11 protein-coding genes are annotated in these 13,877 nt (G+C 38.6%); 7 read left to right on the forward strand and 4 right to left on the reverse strand.

All coding sequences use genetic code 11. From position 1 onward, the window contains the following. Nucleotides 1–227: 227 nt before the first annotated feature. A complete protein-coding gene (locus ACOI22_RS02795) occupies nt 228–1,106 on the reverse strand; it encodes a WYL domain-containing protein (RefSeq protein WP_420669980.1) in 879 nt (292 codons plus the stop codon). A 232-nt stretch (nt 1,107–1,338) separates the two neighbouring features. On the opposite strand from ACOI22_RS02795, the gene ACOI22_RS02800 reads away from it, so the two are divergent. From ACOI22_RS02800 to ACOI22_RS02815, 4 genes are all read left to right on the forward strand, one after another. Then, on the forward strand, nt 1,339–2,502 hold the full coding sequence (locus ACOI22_RS02800) for a hypothetical protein (RefSeq protein ID WP_420669982.1): 1,164 nt from the start codon (nt 1,339–1,341) through the stop codon (nt 2,500–2,502). Between the two features lie 4 nt (nt 2,503–2,506). Next, entirely contained in the window at nt 2,507–4,738 is a 2,232-nt protein-coding gene (locus ACOI22_RS02805; RefSeq protein ID WP_420669984.1) for a ThiF family adenylyltransferase, read from the forward strand. After that, a complete protein-coding gene (locus ACOI22_RS02810; RefSeq protein WP_420669986.1) occupies nt 4,725–5,831 on the forward strand; it encodes a patatin-like phospholipase family protein in 1,107 nt (368 codons plus the stop codon). The genes ACOI22_RS02805 and ACOI22_RS02810 overlap by 14 nt, the downstream gene beginning before the upstream one ends. 77 nt (nt 5,832–5,908) lie before the next feature. Then, entirely contained in the window at nt 5,909–6,346 is a 438-nt protein-coding gene (locus ACOI22_RS02815; RefSeq protein ID WP_420669988.1) for a lecithin retinol acyltransferase family protein, read from the forward strand. A gap of 264 nt (nt 6,347–6,610) precedes the next feature. Here the strand turns inward: ACOI22_RS02815 and ACOI22_RS02820 are convergent, their stop codons facing one another. After that, the gene (locus ACOI22_RS02820) at nt 6,611–7,936 is read right to left on the reverse strand and encodes a tyrosine-type recombinase/integrase (protein ID WP_420669990.1); all 1,326 of its coding nucleotides are present in this window, start codon (nt 7,934–7,936) and stop codon (nt 6,611–6,613) included. A gap of 827 nt (nt 7,937–8,763) precedes the next feature. On the opposite strand from ACOI22_RS02820, the gene ACOI22_RS02825 reads away from it, so the two are divergent. Continuing rightward, nucleotides 8,764–9,633, forward strand: a complete 870-nt coding sequence (locus ACOI22_RS02825) for an NAD(P)-dependent oxidoreductase (RefSeq protein ID WP_420669992.1) — start codon at nt 8,764–8,766, stop codon at nt 9,631–9,633. A gap of 9 nt (nt 9,634–9,642) precedes the next feature. On the opposite strand, the gene ACOI22_RS02830 is transcribed toward ACOI22_RS02825, so the two are convergent. Continuing rightward, nucleotides 9,643–10,089, reverse strand: coding sequence for a YaiI/YqxD family protein (locus ACOI22_RS02830; RefSeq protein WP_420669994.1), 447 nt, complete (start codon nt 10,087–10,089; stop codon nt 9,643–9,645). 175 nt (nt 10,090–10,264) lie between these two features. Between ACOI22_RS02830 and ACOI22_RS02835 the strand changes: the two genes are divergently transcribed. After that, nucleotides 10,265–10,894, forward strand: a complete 630-nt coding sequence (locus ACOI22_RS02835) for a hypothetical protein (RefSeq protein ID WP_420669996.1) — start codon at nt 10,265–10,267, stop codon at nt 10,892–10,894. After that, nucleotides 10,887–11,630 carry a DUF3307 domain-containing protein gene (locus ACOI22_RS02840; RefSeq protein ID WP_420669998.1) on the forward strand — a complete coding sequence of 248 codons (744 nt, stop codon included), beginning with the start codon at nt 10,887–10,889 and terminating at the stop codon, nt 11,628–11,630. The genes ACOI22_RS02835 and ACOI22_RS02840 overlap by 8 nt, the downstream gene beginning before the upstream one ends. Before the next feature lie 9 nt (nt 11,631–11,639). On the opposite strand, the gene ACOI22_RS02845 is transcribed toward ACOI22_RS02840, so the two are convergent. After that, nucleotides 11,640–13,781, reverse strand: coding sequence for an EAL domain-containing protein (locus ACOI22_RS02845; protein WP_420670000.1), 2,142 nt, complete (start codon nt 13,779–13,781; stop codon nt 11,640–11,642). Nucleotides 13,782–13,877: the final 96 nt, after the last annotated feature.

The raw sequence follows: 13,877 nt of genomic DNA on the forward strand, positions 1-13,877 counted from the left end.
AATAAACGGGTAGGGCGGGTTACGTATAATTTGAGTTAATGATGTTACGTCAAAGATTACGCTGCTAATGTTTTAATAGATTGAAACGGTTAATACTTTTAATGTCTAATACCCTTTAGTATTAGACATTAAAAGTAAGGTAGGCATCAACACGAAGGCTGAGATAAACAATTTTTGTTATTGTGTTCTTGTCTATGCAGGGGTACAAAAACTTTAGAAAAGTGAAGCTAGCGAGCTTCTTCTATACCTGGAGCAAGATGGATGTTATCGACACCGTATAGTGTCGCTTTGTTCCTTAGCCATAACTGGTATGAGGGACTTACCAGCGAGTGGTTTTCCGTGCAATCTACATTCAGTCGTCGCAACAAATATCCAACAACTGCTGCGCGGACTCGCAGAGTCAATACCTCATTAACCATTTCGTAATCATGCGCTATTGAAATTTTATGCTTTTGATTTGGGTGGGGGACTAACTCCAACTCCACAATTCGGTTCCATTGTATGTCATTGCTTCTGGTTTCCTCAGCAAATGGCGTCGAGTCAATCACTTTTGATGTCAATATTCTTCCCAATACAAAATCCGCAAACCGTGATTGTTTTCTATCAAAGGCACGCATGTGCCAACGCAGCCCGTTGTTGACTAACGCAAATGGGATCACTTCTCTTAAAGAGTGTCCGCTACTCGTTGATATGTATTCAATAAGACAAGGTTTCTGAAGAAATATAGCACGAGAAATAGGGGCAATAATGGCTGTGTCAGGTTGCTTCATGATAAATGGAAGTTCACAGGGTATGTACTCTCCTTCTTTGCCACTATTAATACCACCAAAACCTTTTGAAATTTGAGCCAGCACACGGTCCGGTCGATGAGAAAAGAGCGGTGTAAATGTGTTCGAAATTACATAGTGTTTTGACCCACTCTCATAAATTAGGTTGTGTGATACATAAGACTTATAACTCGCAATGTCTCTAGTTGCAGCCGCTGGTTTTATGCCGAAGCGTTCTTCTAAGGCTGATCTATTAAATTTGCCCAAAAAATAAAGAACAAAATCGATATATGCTAATCTTTCGCGCTGTGATTGTGAGACTTGATGACCGATTTCCATGTGTTCTCCGCATTAATTTCCTTTATTTATACATTATATTATGATTAATGTAAAAGATAGTTATGATTACCTTTACTAATCATATTGATTAGTGTAATATTTAAACAGAGTCGAGGCGAAGATAAACGTAAATCGCCGCCGCGTTCAGTGTAATAGCCGAAACTTAATTTGAAGTAGTTGTTAACGCTGCAATAAGTTTTACAAACAAGCTTAGTAACAAGAGGATATTTCAATGCATAAAATTAAGTTTTACCCCGTAGGGAATGGTGATACTTCTCAAATAATCCTGTCGAATAATAAACGCATACTTATGGACTATCGGCAACACCCGTCAGGCACGGACAGCGCCAGACCGGAAATCGATTTAAAGGAATCGCTCACAACTGAATTAGCATCGGCAAACCTTGATTTTTTTGATGTAGTAATGTTTACCCACGCTGACAAAGACCATATTGAAGGCTGTACAGAGTTCTTTTATTTGGAGCATGCGCAAAAATATCAAAGTGCGGACCGCATTAAGATCAAAGAGCTTTGGGTACCTGCTGCTATGCTACTTGAATCTGTCACAATTGATGAGCGTAGTGATGAATTCGCCATTTTGCGAGCTGAGGCACGTTACCGCCTAAGAACAGGTGAGGGTATTAAGATATTTTCTAAGCCTGACAGTTTAATACAATTGATGCAAAGTTACGATATCGGTATGAATGAACGAGATTACCTTTTTGTGGATGCAGGTACAATCGTGGATACATTTTCGTTGAAAAATGACGGCGTTGAATTCTTTTGCCACTCTCCTTACAAAAAACACTGTGATGACGGGGCAAGAAAAGAAATTAGAAATGAATCGGCACTAATTTTTAATGTGAGATTTAAAAAGGACGATTTGATTTACGATTTATTTGCTTCAGGTGATTCTACTTGTGAGGTATTGGCTGATATCGTCAATATTACTGAATATCACGGTAACGAAGACCGTCTTGCTTGGAATATCTATTCTCTGCCACACCACTGTAGTTATCTAGCACTTGCACCATCAGGTGAAAAAGGTAAAACAAAAACTATACCGACCGATGAGGTAAAGCGTTTGTTATTGAGCGGAAAGCCAAATGGTTATATCCTTTCCTCTAGTCATCCAATCGGCAGAGATGACGCAGCGTATGAGTCAATTCAGCCCCCGCATGTTCAGGCAAAGAATACCTACCTCGATATAGTTGATGAAATTAAAGGTCGTAAGTTCTTAGTAACAATGGAAGAGCCAAATAATACATGTCCTAAACCAACAACGTTTGAAATATCAGCTTATGGATTGAGTTTGGTAAAAAGTACTGTTGCTGCAGCAACGCTCGCGGCTGCAGCCTCTCCTGCGCGAGCGGGCATTTGTAAAAACGGCGGTTAGCCTTTTGATTGCAGACAAACCATACCTGTTTAATAGAACGCTGAAATTAAAACAAGCGATTGAAGAAAATGACAGTTTCGAATTAACTAATATTGAACTTTGGCAATCTCAACAAGATGACGTCTTTGAACTTATCAATCTCGTTCTTACTTGCGATGGCGTCCCTGATGCGTCTAAAAGTGGTATTTTATATCGAGAGGCATTGACCATTAAAGTCGGTAATAATTCACTTGTGCCGGAAGTATGGCCAAGTAGAGCTGACTTTCCCAAAATACTGCATATGACTGTTTCTCCTGAGCACCCTCCAAGCTTGTGTTTGTATACAGAAAATGACGATGCAGTAAATCGCAATTGGACCGCGCAGCAATTTTTATCCAGGATCTATTGGTGGATAGAAAACTCGTCGAAAGGCACGCTTCACTCGGATGAACAGGCCATTGAGCAGCTGTTTTATAGAACTAAGTATGAACTAATACTTCCTTATAACTTCACTTCTATTATACAAAATGACAACATTCGTCTTGTCGCCGATTTCGTTCACCAAAGAGATAATGGTGGGTTTTCGTTAATACTATCAGATGAAAATATACAAAAAGACTGCACCCAAACTAGCTTTTTAGAATTTAAAGTCTTTACTGTGCGAAGCTCACCAGTGAAACAAGACTATATTTTATTACCCCCATATGATGTGGAGACTTTGTTTGCATTACCTAGGGGTATTGGGGACGCTGTTGTCAATCAACTGAAACATCAAATTCAAGCCTTGTGCTGTGATAATGGTGCGTTCGATAACCCAAAGCTTAATACGATCATATTGTTGATAGTGCCCATTTATAGAAACGATGAAAGAACAGTTGAACGATATTACAAACAAGCGTTTCTCTTAAACAAATCTCCTTATCATTTGGGCCTTCAAGCGAAATTTTTGTTTCATAGTGACGACGATAAACTGTATGTAGATTATCAAATAGCAGGTGGATCTCATTTGTGCGCATCGTCATTAGGTGAGTTGAAACTTCTGCCAATGGAAGTGACTAAGCTAAATACAAATGATGAATTTGCGGCTCAATCTAACAGTCAATTCTCTAGCGATTCCTTTGCTCTTGTTGGGTTGGGAGCGTTGGGAAGTGGACTTTTGGACTTTTGGATCCGCTCTGGCTGGGGTAAGTGGAATTTGTTTGATAAAGACCATATCAAACCACATAATTTGACTCGACATACTGCTAACCGAAACCACATAGGTATGAACAAGGCAGCGGCGGCATTGATTCAGGCTCAAGACATTCTTGGGCATACCGACGATATCAATGTGTTTGAAGAGGACGCTCTTCGGTTAAGTCAGGCTGCCAAATCAGCATTAATGTTGTCATCTTTGGTGATAGATGCATCAACAAGCTTAGATTACCCTCGCAAAGCGAGCTTCGATGACAGCGTTCCTCGCCATATGTCTGTTTTTGTCAGCCCAAGCGGAAACGATAGCGTATTATTGCTTGAAGATAATGCCAGAACCATACGCCTCAGAACAATTGAAGCGCAATATTATCGATTAATTATCAATGAAGAATGGGGATATTCACACCTTAAACATCATCTTGGGAAGTTTGTTAGTGGCGGAAGTTGCCGAGATATATCATTGAAACTTCCACTCTCGTCAATTGCTCGCCACAGTTCTACCTTGGCCGATCAAATAAAGATACTGTCATCACAAGAACAGGCTGCAATCAAGGTGTGGCAAACAAATTGGGAAACAGGTGAGACGAGAGCGTATAGTCACGAAGTATACAATGAAGTCTTTATCAAATGTGGTGACAAATCCATTGCTTATGATCAAGGTCTTGCAGATAAACTTTATAGCATCAGAGATAGTGGGCTTCCTGAAGAAACCGGTGGCATCGTAGTAGGATATGTCGATTTCAATTTAGATACCATTTTTATAGTAGACGTATTTGGTGCGCCCAAGGACAGCGTAGCGACAAATGACACATTTAAACGAGGAATATCGGGCGTTAAAGAATCATTAAAAAAAGTAAATGGCCGGACAGCCAACATCGTAAACTATATAGGCGAGTGGCATAGTCATCCTGCAAATACGAGTGCTCATCAAAGCAAAAAGGATATTGTCCAATTATGTGAAATAAGCGAAACCATGGCGTGTGATGGTTTGCCTGCCATTCAAATAATTGTCGCTGAAAACCAAATAAATGTAACGATAGGTGAATCGTGTGTTGAACTCTAATACGACAATCGCCTTGGCTCTTTCGGGAGGGGGCATTCGTGCTATGGTTTTCCACTTAGGCGCCTTGAAGTATTACGCAGAGCAGGGGCTCCTTGAAAACATAAAGGAGCTTTCTACTGTGTCAGGCGGGAGCTTAATTGTAGGACTGATATACAAAAACAATAACTATGAGTGGCCTAGCTCAAAGCAATTTTTAGACACGATATACGAAAACATACGCTCGACATTATGTCACTGTGACATACAACGCATAGCGCTGAAAAGCCTATTCAAACCATCAAATTGGCGATTTATATTTTCACGCGCAAATGTTTTGGCTAGTGTCATTGAAAATTCCTGGGGTATTAATGTCAAGTTGTCAGATATTAAGAAGCACCCAATTTGGTCAATTAATGGCACTACAGCCGAAACCGGACGACGATTTAGGTTTAAGCAAGACACATTTGGTGACTACAAAATTGGCTATGCTCTATCATCAACTTTTTCTTTGAGTCAAGCGCTAGCGGTCTCAGCAGCATTTCCTGGCGGAATAGGGCCGTTAGCCATTGAATCTAAAAGATATTCTTTTTTAAAGCGCGTTCAGTGGGATGCACCTCAAGAAAGCGCTGTTAAAACTGATCTACCTTTTGACGTCTTACATGTTTATGACGGCGGAATATACGACAACTTAGGCACAGAACCCTTGTTTGATAGTGGCAAAGGTGAGACTAAAAGAAAGGCCGATTCAATAATCGTCTCAGATGCAGGAAGTCCATTGCAAGATGGTTTTTTACTTAAAGCAATAAATCCATTTAGACTAAAACGAGTGCTAGATATTTGTATGGAGCAAACGAGAGCTCTCAGAGTACGAAGTTTTATGAACTATCTTTTGCAAGATAAAAATAATGGTCGGTATCTGCTAATAGGGCAGAAGCCAAGTGAGATCTTGGATGAGAATGAAATGGCTTATTTCAAGTGGCAGTCGTCTAAGATTATTAGACAGGTGGCTAGTTATCCTACCAATTTAAAAATAATAAAAGCTGACGACTTCGATGCAATCGCAAGGCACGGGTATGAAATGGCAAGAGCCGTTGAAACAGTAAAAACCACCTAAAAAGCATCATATTCTCTCGTAAATAATATTTTCAATTTCACTTAAAAAGCTTAATTACACGATATGAGGAAAATAACTTGGAATTAATAAAAATAGACTTAACCGGGTGCCGTTTAGTAGGCGCAATCACAAAAGAATTGGGGCATGCAGGGCCAAAGCATCATGCGCTCGTACTTGGTAAACATCCCCTAAGCGATGAAATATACATTATTGAAAACATGTCATCGCAATATCAGGTCACAACGGTTCGGGACTTTGTTACTAGGTATGCACAAAATGGGAAAATTATCGTGTTACCAAATGAAGGGCGGTTTGAAAATGTGGATGTTGCGAAACGCGCTATCAGCGAAATCAATTCAAGTCGCAAGCTAAGGTATAATTTGATAAATAATAACTGTGAGAGCTTTGTAAATCGAGCTATGTTGGATAAATCAAATAGCACTCAAGTCATCAATACGTTGTTAGGAATGATATTTTTACCAGTCGTTGGATACATTTTAAAAAATGCGAAGTAGATATTTGAGAGCCGATAGTCCTCTGCAAGCAACGTTATGTTGCTTTGCCCTTTAATGTCCAATTCGGTTTAGTACTATTCGCTGTCATCCCTGATGAGGGAGAACAATCGATTAAAAGACCTAAGAGGAGAGTGCCAATACACAACTGGAGCAAACAATGAGTTGGTCTGATAATAAGCTTGTTATTCGCCTCGATAAACACATTATCTAGTCGCAGTTACGCAAAAGAATTTGTTTTCGCTTCCGGCCACACACATTCAAAAGCTAAAGTTTTCTTGTCGCACCTTTCCGGATTCTGTCTCTGTGCGCAGGCGCAACATATACTTCAACAGTAGTTTTTACACTCGCATGACCAAGCTCTTCAGCTAGCATTGTCTCATTCAATTCATCTAGAGCTTGCGTGGCCCCAGTATGGCGCAACCAATGTGATGAAGCGCCAGCAATTGATAACGCTTGTTGTTTTTTGTTACTCTTGACAAGCTCCCTAATAACTAAATCAAACGCTTCTTCCACAATGTTATTTAAGCTATCTTGACGCAAGGGCGCACCGGTTTTAAGTGACGGTATTATGGGTGAATCTTCATCAATTCGAGGCAGGGGAGTTAATCCTAGCGAAACTCTATAGCGCGACAATACATTATCTATATAAGAGTCAGGCACTGTCACTAGTCGTTCTTTTTTGCCTTTTCCAATGACGTTTAAAACCCAACCTTCACCACTTGAGTCTGGCCTAAAATGATTGAATAATGGCGTATAATAATCGCGTTGTGACAATTCCGATATACGTAAGAAAAGGACTTTGAGTGTTAACACTACAAAGCGATGTAATTCATACCTTGGATTTTCATTAGCAGCTTTAGTTAAACAATCAATAAATAGATCCCAAGTATCATCATCAAACGTATGCGGAGGCTGATAGACTTTACCTTTAACCAAGTACTTACAGCTTTTTTTAGCATCAGTCACATAGTTACGCCTAACCAATTCGGCGTCAAATAGAAATTTAAAATACACACTCAACGCGGCATAGGAGTTTTGGAGTGACGTTTGCGTTAATCGGTACGCGTGTTTAGATTGAAGTTTAGTAGTTTTTGGCTCAATCAACATCTCGACTTTACGATTCGCTTTGGGTCTTCGTAAAACAAACGGACGCCATTCAGGATTGACTAATCGAACATCGGATTTTGGTTTGCTTTTAAATCTGCTCGCTATCGTTGTGTCAGCGATGATTCTTTTTGGTGGTTTCCAAAGCCAATCGATATACAGTTTGATATCTTCAAGATTGGCTTCCAATACAGATTTGTTACGCTCATTCCAGCAAAACAGCATTAAACGCTCAGCTTCGTTTCGAAAACGGTTTTGTGTTCCTTTCGCGTTGCTTAGTCCGGTAACTAGGAAGTTTAATAAGTGCCTTACGTCAGCACGTGCTTGGATACCTTTGCTTTCGTGCAATTCAAGGAACTCATTCAAAGTAGGGTAGACCGATGAAAATTCAGGTGTCGACAACAGTCCGCGTTGAACGGGCTGAAGTTTTGTAGCATCGGTGAGTGGATGATATTGCATATGGGTAGAATAGAGGGATATTGCCACTTAGTCAAATCGTAATAATGTTTATTATTACGAATTAGACAGCTTAAAGCTATTGCCTTTAAAAAGTACAAATAATCATAAATGACATTTACGTAATCAACAAAGACATATCTTAATATGGCGCTTTCGACTTGGAAAAACGCTTCCTAACTAGTTTTGCCAACAATAAAAAAGTTAATAACATTCTTGGTTCGATACGAGCATCGATTTTACAGCAATATAAATCTTGCGATTATGCGACACCGAGAGCTTTCATAGCACTTAATAAATAATTGACCGCTTGTTAATTTCAACATATGCGCCCCTTAAAACCCACAATTTTGTGATACTTAAATCCTAACGCTGAGAATTACTGGCATTTACACTTAATTACTTGCCTAACCAATTGAATATTAATTATTTAATTTAGGTTAATTACAGGCGCTTTTATTTAAAATAGAAAATAAATAGGTAAAAAAGAGGGGATTAATGCAATTACTGGCATTTTTACTTGCTTATTACTGGCACTTTTACTTAATCACACGATAGAATCCACACCTTGTAGAACAAACTGTGGATTAAATGTGAACAATATCCTATTTAACATAATATACATTATGCGCCATTATATATTAGAGTGGATAAGTTAAAGGTAATTATATCAATGGCTTGTATTTTAATGCTTGCTATCGCGTTGCTACGTGAATAGTTTTCATATTTACTGTACTACCTATGTATTTATTCACGCACAGCCACGATTTATATTATTGTTATGTGTTAGCTTTGCTAATTACTTGATATATTCATTACTAATGAACACTTACAACATTTAATGTTAGGAATTAACTATGAACGTCGCTTTTTTAGGTTTAGGTGCAATGGGTTTCCCAATGGCTGGTCATTTAGCAAACGCTGGGCACAATGTGGCGGTTTACAATCGAACGTTTTCGAAAGCTCAAGCATGGTTGGATAAGTTTTCTGGCGAAGCATTTTCTACACCATCAATGGCCGTTAAAAATGCCGATATCGTATTTATGTGCTTAGGAAATGATAATGACGTGCGAGAAGTTGTTTATGGTGAAGCTGGTGTTTTATCAGCAATGAAGCCGAACAGCTACTTAATTGACCATACCACAACCTCGGCTATATTAGCGCGTGAACTGGGTGCAGCGGCAACTGAACAACAAATCAGCTTTCTTGATGCTCCAGTATCTGGCGGCCAAGCTGGTGCGGAAAACGGTAAATTAACCGTTATGATTGGAGGAAATCAAGACGATTACCAACATATTGTCCCTCTGCTAGCATGTTTTAGTCAAAAGCATGAGCTTATTGGTGCGACTGGCTCTGGTCAACTGTGTAAAATGGTTAATCAAATATGCATAGCGGGCCTAGTGCAAGGCCTTTCGGAAGCTCTTCATTTCGCTGAAAACGCTAGTTTAGACATTCCTAAGGTAATGGATGTTATTAGCAAAGGTGCAGCGCAAAGTTGGCAAATGGAAAACCGCTGGTCAACTATGGTCAATAACGAGTTTGATTTTGGGTTTGCGGTAGATTGGATGCGAAAAGACTTAGATATTGTACTTAATGAGGCTAAAGCGAATACAAGCACCCTGCCCATTACTGCCTTGGTTGACCAACTATATGCCCAAGTTCAGGCAAATGGTGGTGGCCGCCACGATACATCAAGTCTTATAAGCTTACTTAACAAACCTAAATAATCGTGTTGACTATTTGCTGGTAGCTAAAATTCTATCTAAGTGGCCAGCAAATTCTTTTCTGTCTTTTTGACTCATTGGCGCAGGCCCGCCTGTTTGAATTCCACTAGCACGCATTGTATCCATGAAGTCACGAGTGTTTAGCCTCTCTTTTATATTCTGTTTATCTAAAACCTCACCTCTTGGTGTTAATACCCTTCCCTTTTTATCAACAATTTCAGCCGCTAAAGGAATATCAGAACTTATAATCAAATCGCCCTCTTCTGCCAGCTTTACAATTTCATCGTCGGCCACATCAAACCCAGGTGGAACACTCAAAAACTTAATATAAGGCGATGGCGGCGTTCTCATATAATGATTAGCAACCAACAAAAGTTCTGTTTGTGTTCTTGTTGCGGCTTTAAACAAAATTTCTTTTATGACAACTGGGCATGCATCAGCATCAACAATTATTCTCATGAATTACCTAATAACTTTAAACATATACGTTTTAATTTGCACAATATACAGGATCATACGCGCAAATAAGAGCATTCAAATTTGTATGCTCGCCACAAAAGCAACCTAATTAAATTGCTTTTATCTAAAAAATACGATAAAACTAGTAACACGTATATTAAGGAATAATAGTTTAATGCTAATTGCGGTCGAAACCAGTGACATTGTTGCATCAACGAAGCTCTCTAAAGCCTTGCGCTCAGAAGCGGTAGCTAGTATCAAAGACTGCTATTCAAAAGCCTTAGTCAATCAATATGATCAGTTTGATTTCTTTCGTGGCGACGCGTATCAGGTTCTTTATTCACAAGCGCAAAATAGTTTAAAGCAGTCATTACTGACTAAGCTATTTCTTATGTCAATGTTGCCCCAGGAAATAAGTGTTACGCAATCAATCGCGCTTGGTCATACGTCAAATATTGAAACAAACCTTGGCGAAAATATGGATGATGTTTTCGTTATTTCAGGAAGAACTTTAGATACACTTAAAAGTGGCTATTTAAACATTAATTATTCAGAATTAAGTGCTGATTTTAGCTTGCTAATGGAGTTTGCAAATCGCCTGTTATCAGGAATAACAGCAAAGCAAGCGCAAATATTATATTGGTGGATTTTGTTAGGTTTTCCTGAGCATAAGGTAATTGCTGACCAACTAAGTGTTAGTAGGCAAAACATCAATACACACCTATTACGTTCCAATGCTGATCTTTTTAAAAAATTACTCCTTAATTTTTCTGAACAGATTGAAAGGCTCACAATACATGACTAGTTTAATACCATTGTTTTCAAGTTTATTATTTGTCCATATATTAGCTGATTTTTACTTACAGCCGAATGCTTGGATAGCCTCAAAAGTAGAGCATAAAGAACGTTCTCTTGGTTTATTCAAACACATGTGTACTCATTTTGTTTTAACGGCAGCGATCTTATTTATATTTATTCAACAACTTAATGCTGAATTCTTTATTGGCTTAAGTGCAATTATTTTGACTCATTACGCTATAGATATTTGGAAAACGTATATGGGTTTTACGTTTAAGTATTTTGTAATTGACCAAGCTGCTCACCTTGCAATTCTTTTTGCCGTGAGCGTTTATATCAGTCCTATCACTTTTAACGCCTTGGTTTCTGATTTAATAACCATGGTCTCAATAAAGCATGGCGTGGTTCTTATCGCTTACTTATTGTCATTCAAGCCCTTATCTATATTGATTCAATTGTTACTTCGACCCTATTTAACACAGTTTGGTGACAATATTCAGCAACAAGGTTTGCAAACTGCGGGGGAGCATATAGGCGCACTTGAACGTGCTTTAATTATTACTTTTATATTGCTTGGACATTTTTCTGCCATTGGATTTTTGCTTGCCGCTAAAAGCGTGTTTAGATTTGGAGACATGCGAAGACAACACGATCGAAAATTAACGGAATACATTATGTTAGGAACTCTGCTTAGCTTTTCGTTTGCCATCGCTCTTGGCGTACTTGCGAGTCGATTTTTATAAAGAGTTTAACTAGCGACTTTTAATTTGATCTAAGAAATCATTTATGGGCGAAGGCTTTCCTAACAGGAAGCCTTGAAATTTACTGACACCCGATGATTGCAATATACTAAACTGGCTTTCTGTTTCTATCCCTTCTACCACCACATCTAAATCTAACGCAGTACAAATATTCATAATTGCATCAAATAATTTGCGCGCTTTAAGGTCTTGTTCAATTTCTATAATGAAAGACCGGTCTATTTTTACAAGGTCAAAATTATACTGCCCTAAATAACTTAATGATGAATATCCTGTACCAAAGTCGTCAAGGCTAATTCTAATACCTAAAGCTTTAATATCTTTGAGCTTACTCGTTGCTTGGCTATCGTCATCTATAAAAACAGATTCAGTAATTTCTAATTCTAATAAATTAGGCGAAATACCAGCACGAGAAATATAACCGTGCAATTGCGCTAAAAAATTATCATCGAGTATCTGCGATGCCGAAATATTTACTGATATAGGAACAGCAACACCGTAAGTTGACAAGGTTTTGATATAAGCAATGGCGCTTCGTATCGCTAATAATCCTAATTGAGACTCCATTCCATACTTTTCAATTAGTGGGATAAACGCAGTAGGTGAAACCAAGCCGTGCTCACTGCTAGTCCATCTACATAATAATTCGGCGCCAATTAACTCTCGAGATTGATTGTACTTTCCTTGTAGCACGAAGTTGAGTTGCTCTTTTTCAAGCGCCTCTCGTAAATTATTAACTAGACGAATTCTATTTAATATTTCACTGGCCATGCCTTTTGAGTAAATTGAAAACCGCTCTATGCTATTTTCTTTACTATAATATAAAGCTGCGTCGGCACGGCGAATAAGTTCGCCAGACGTTTCTGCGTGCTCAGGAAACATGCTTGAGCCTATATGTGCGCTAATACTAAATTTCTGCCCTGAATTGATAAATGTGTTATTGCTGATTGTTTTTTGAATAAGAGTAACTAGCCTCTGCCGCTCTGCATGATTAAGAGCCTTGTAAACTATAATAAACTCACTGCTGCCCCAAGTAGAAATGTGCAAAGCATCGTCAAGCTCTTCAATCAAACCTGTGGCCACATTTTGTAAGAGCCTATCTCGGTTTTCGTGACCTAAGGCATCACTGACTTCTTTCTCGCCGTTTAAGTCAATGTAAAACACTTCAAATTTTATCTTAGTGCTAATTAAATGATCTAATTGATTTTGTAATTCAAAGCGATTGATTAAACCCGTCACTTGATCGCGAGTAGCTAAACGATGCAGCTCTTGTTTAGTCGCTATTGATTCTGAAAGGTCTTTTGCAACTACAATATAGTATTTGCTTTGTGTATCTTTAGATTCAAATTGATTGATGAGAAGCTCAATTGGGCATTCATCTTGTTCGGGAATAGATAGCGTAGTAGATTTTTCAATAAAGCCCTTTGATTCTAGGGCTACCATATCGTGCTTTGTTATTGGTACTAAATCAGCCAACGATAAGCCGTTTAAAGAAACCTCAAATGGGTCAAATTGTTCTATCCATGCATCGTTGTATTCGCTTATCAGCATGCTTTGACTTAGTACTAGCATGGCTTGTTTCGATTTTGAAAATGCTTGTGACATAAGCGATAGTTTAGTTTGCTTGCTTATTGCATCGGTAATATCGGCGAATGTACCAACAATCGCGGTTGCCCCGTTATTATCAGTAGACGTAACCTTCCCTCTTAAAACATACCACAAATACTCCTTGTTTTTCAGATACCGAAATTTAATCAATAGTTCACTTGTTTGCCCCTTACAATGGCTTTTCCATGTGTCTAAAAAGCTTTCTGCATCGTCAGGATGAATGTTGACCGTTAAGCTGTTAAACGGTACGCTAATTTCATTAAATTCAAATCTATTCTCAACGTAGAACTTCAAATCAATAGTGTCACTTGTTTTTGACCACATCCACACCGATTGACCGCTGCCCCATAGCGCAAGTTCCAGTTCTTTTTTTGTGCTAGGAGAGCCTATATTTATATCGTCTAATAGTTCATCTTCAAGGTGAGTACCTATTTGCGAGTGTATGCCAGATTGGCTACAACCCTGTTTGATGTCGCTGTCGAATAGTTCGATAGCGTTTGTATGTTCATGTTGATCATGACGCATGTAAACAACCTAAATGAGATAGCTTGAAACAAATTGAACACCATTATTATCATCAAAATATAAGCGATGAATATGGGTAACGTTTGCTTGAAAGTG

It is taken from the genome of Glaciecola sp. 2405UD65-10, from assembly GCF_048820975.1.
In the GTDB taxonomy this organism is placed as follows: Bacteria; Pseudomonadota; Gammaproteobacteria; order Enterobacterales; family Alteromonadaceae; genus Glaciecola.

Excerpts from the sequence above, each read along its gene's own strand:
- ACOI22_RS02795 (WP_420669980.1), bottom strand. The coding sequence starts at position 1,106 with ATGGAAATCGGTCATCAAGTCTCACAATCACAGCGCGAAAGATTAGCA.
- ACOI22_RS02800 (WP_420669982.1), top strand. The coding sequence starts at position 1,339 with ATGCATAAAATTAAGTTTTACCCCGTAGGGAATGGTGATACTTCTCAA.
- ACOI22_RS02825 (WP_420669992.1), top strand. The coding sequence starts at position 8,764 with ATGAACGTCGCTTTTTTAGGTTTAGGTGCAATGGGTTTCCCAATGGCT.
- ACOI22_RS02830 (WP_420669994.1), bottom strand. The coding sequence starts at position 10,089 with ATGAGAATAATTGTTGATGCTGATGCATGCCCAGTTGTCATAAAAGAA.
- ACOI22_RS02835 (WP_420669996.1), top strand. The coding sequence starts at position 10,265 with ATGCTAATTGCGGTCGAAACCAGTGACATTGTTGCATCAACGAAGCTC.
- ACOI22_RS02840 (WP_420669998.1), top strand. The coding sequence starts at position 10,887 with ATGACTAGTTTAATACCATTGTTTTCAAGTTTATTATTTGTCCATATA.
- ACOI22_RS02845 (WP_420670000.1), bottom strand. The coding sequence starts at position 13,781 with ATGCGTCATGATCAACATGAACATACAAACGCTATCGAACTATTCGAC.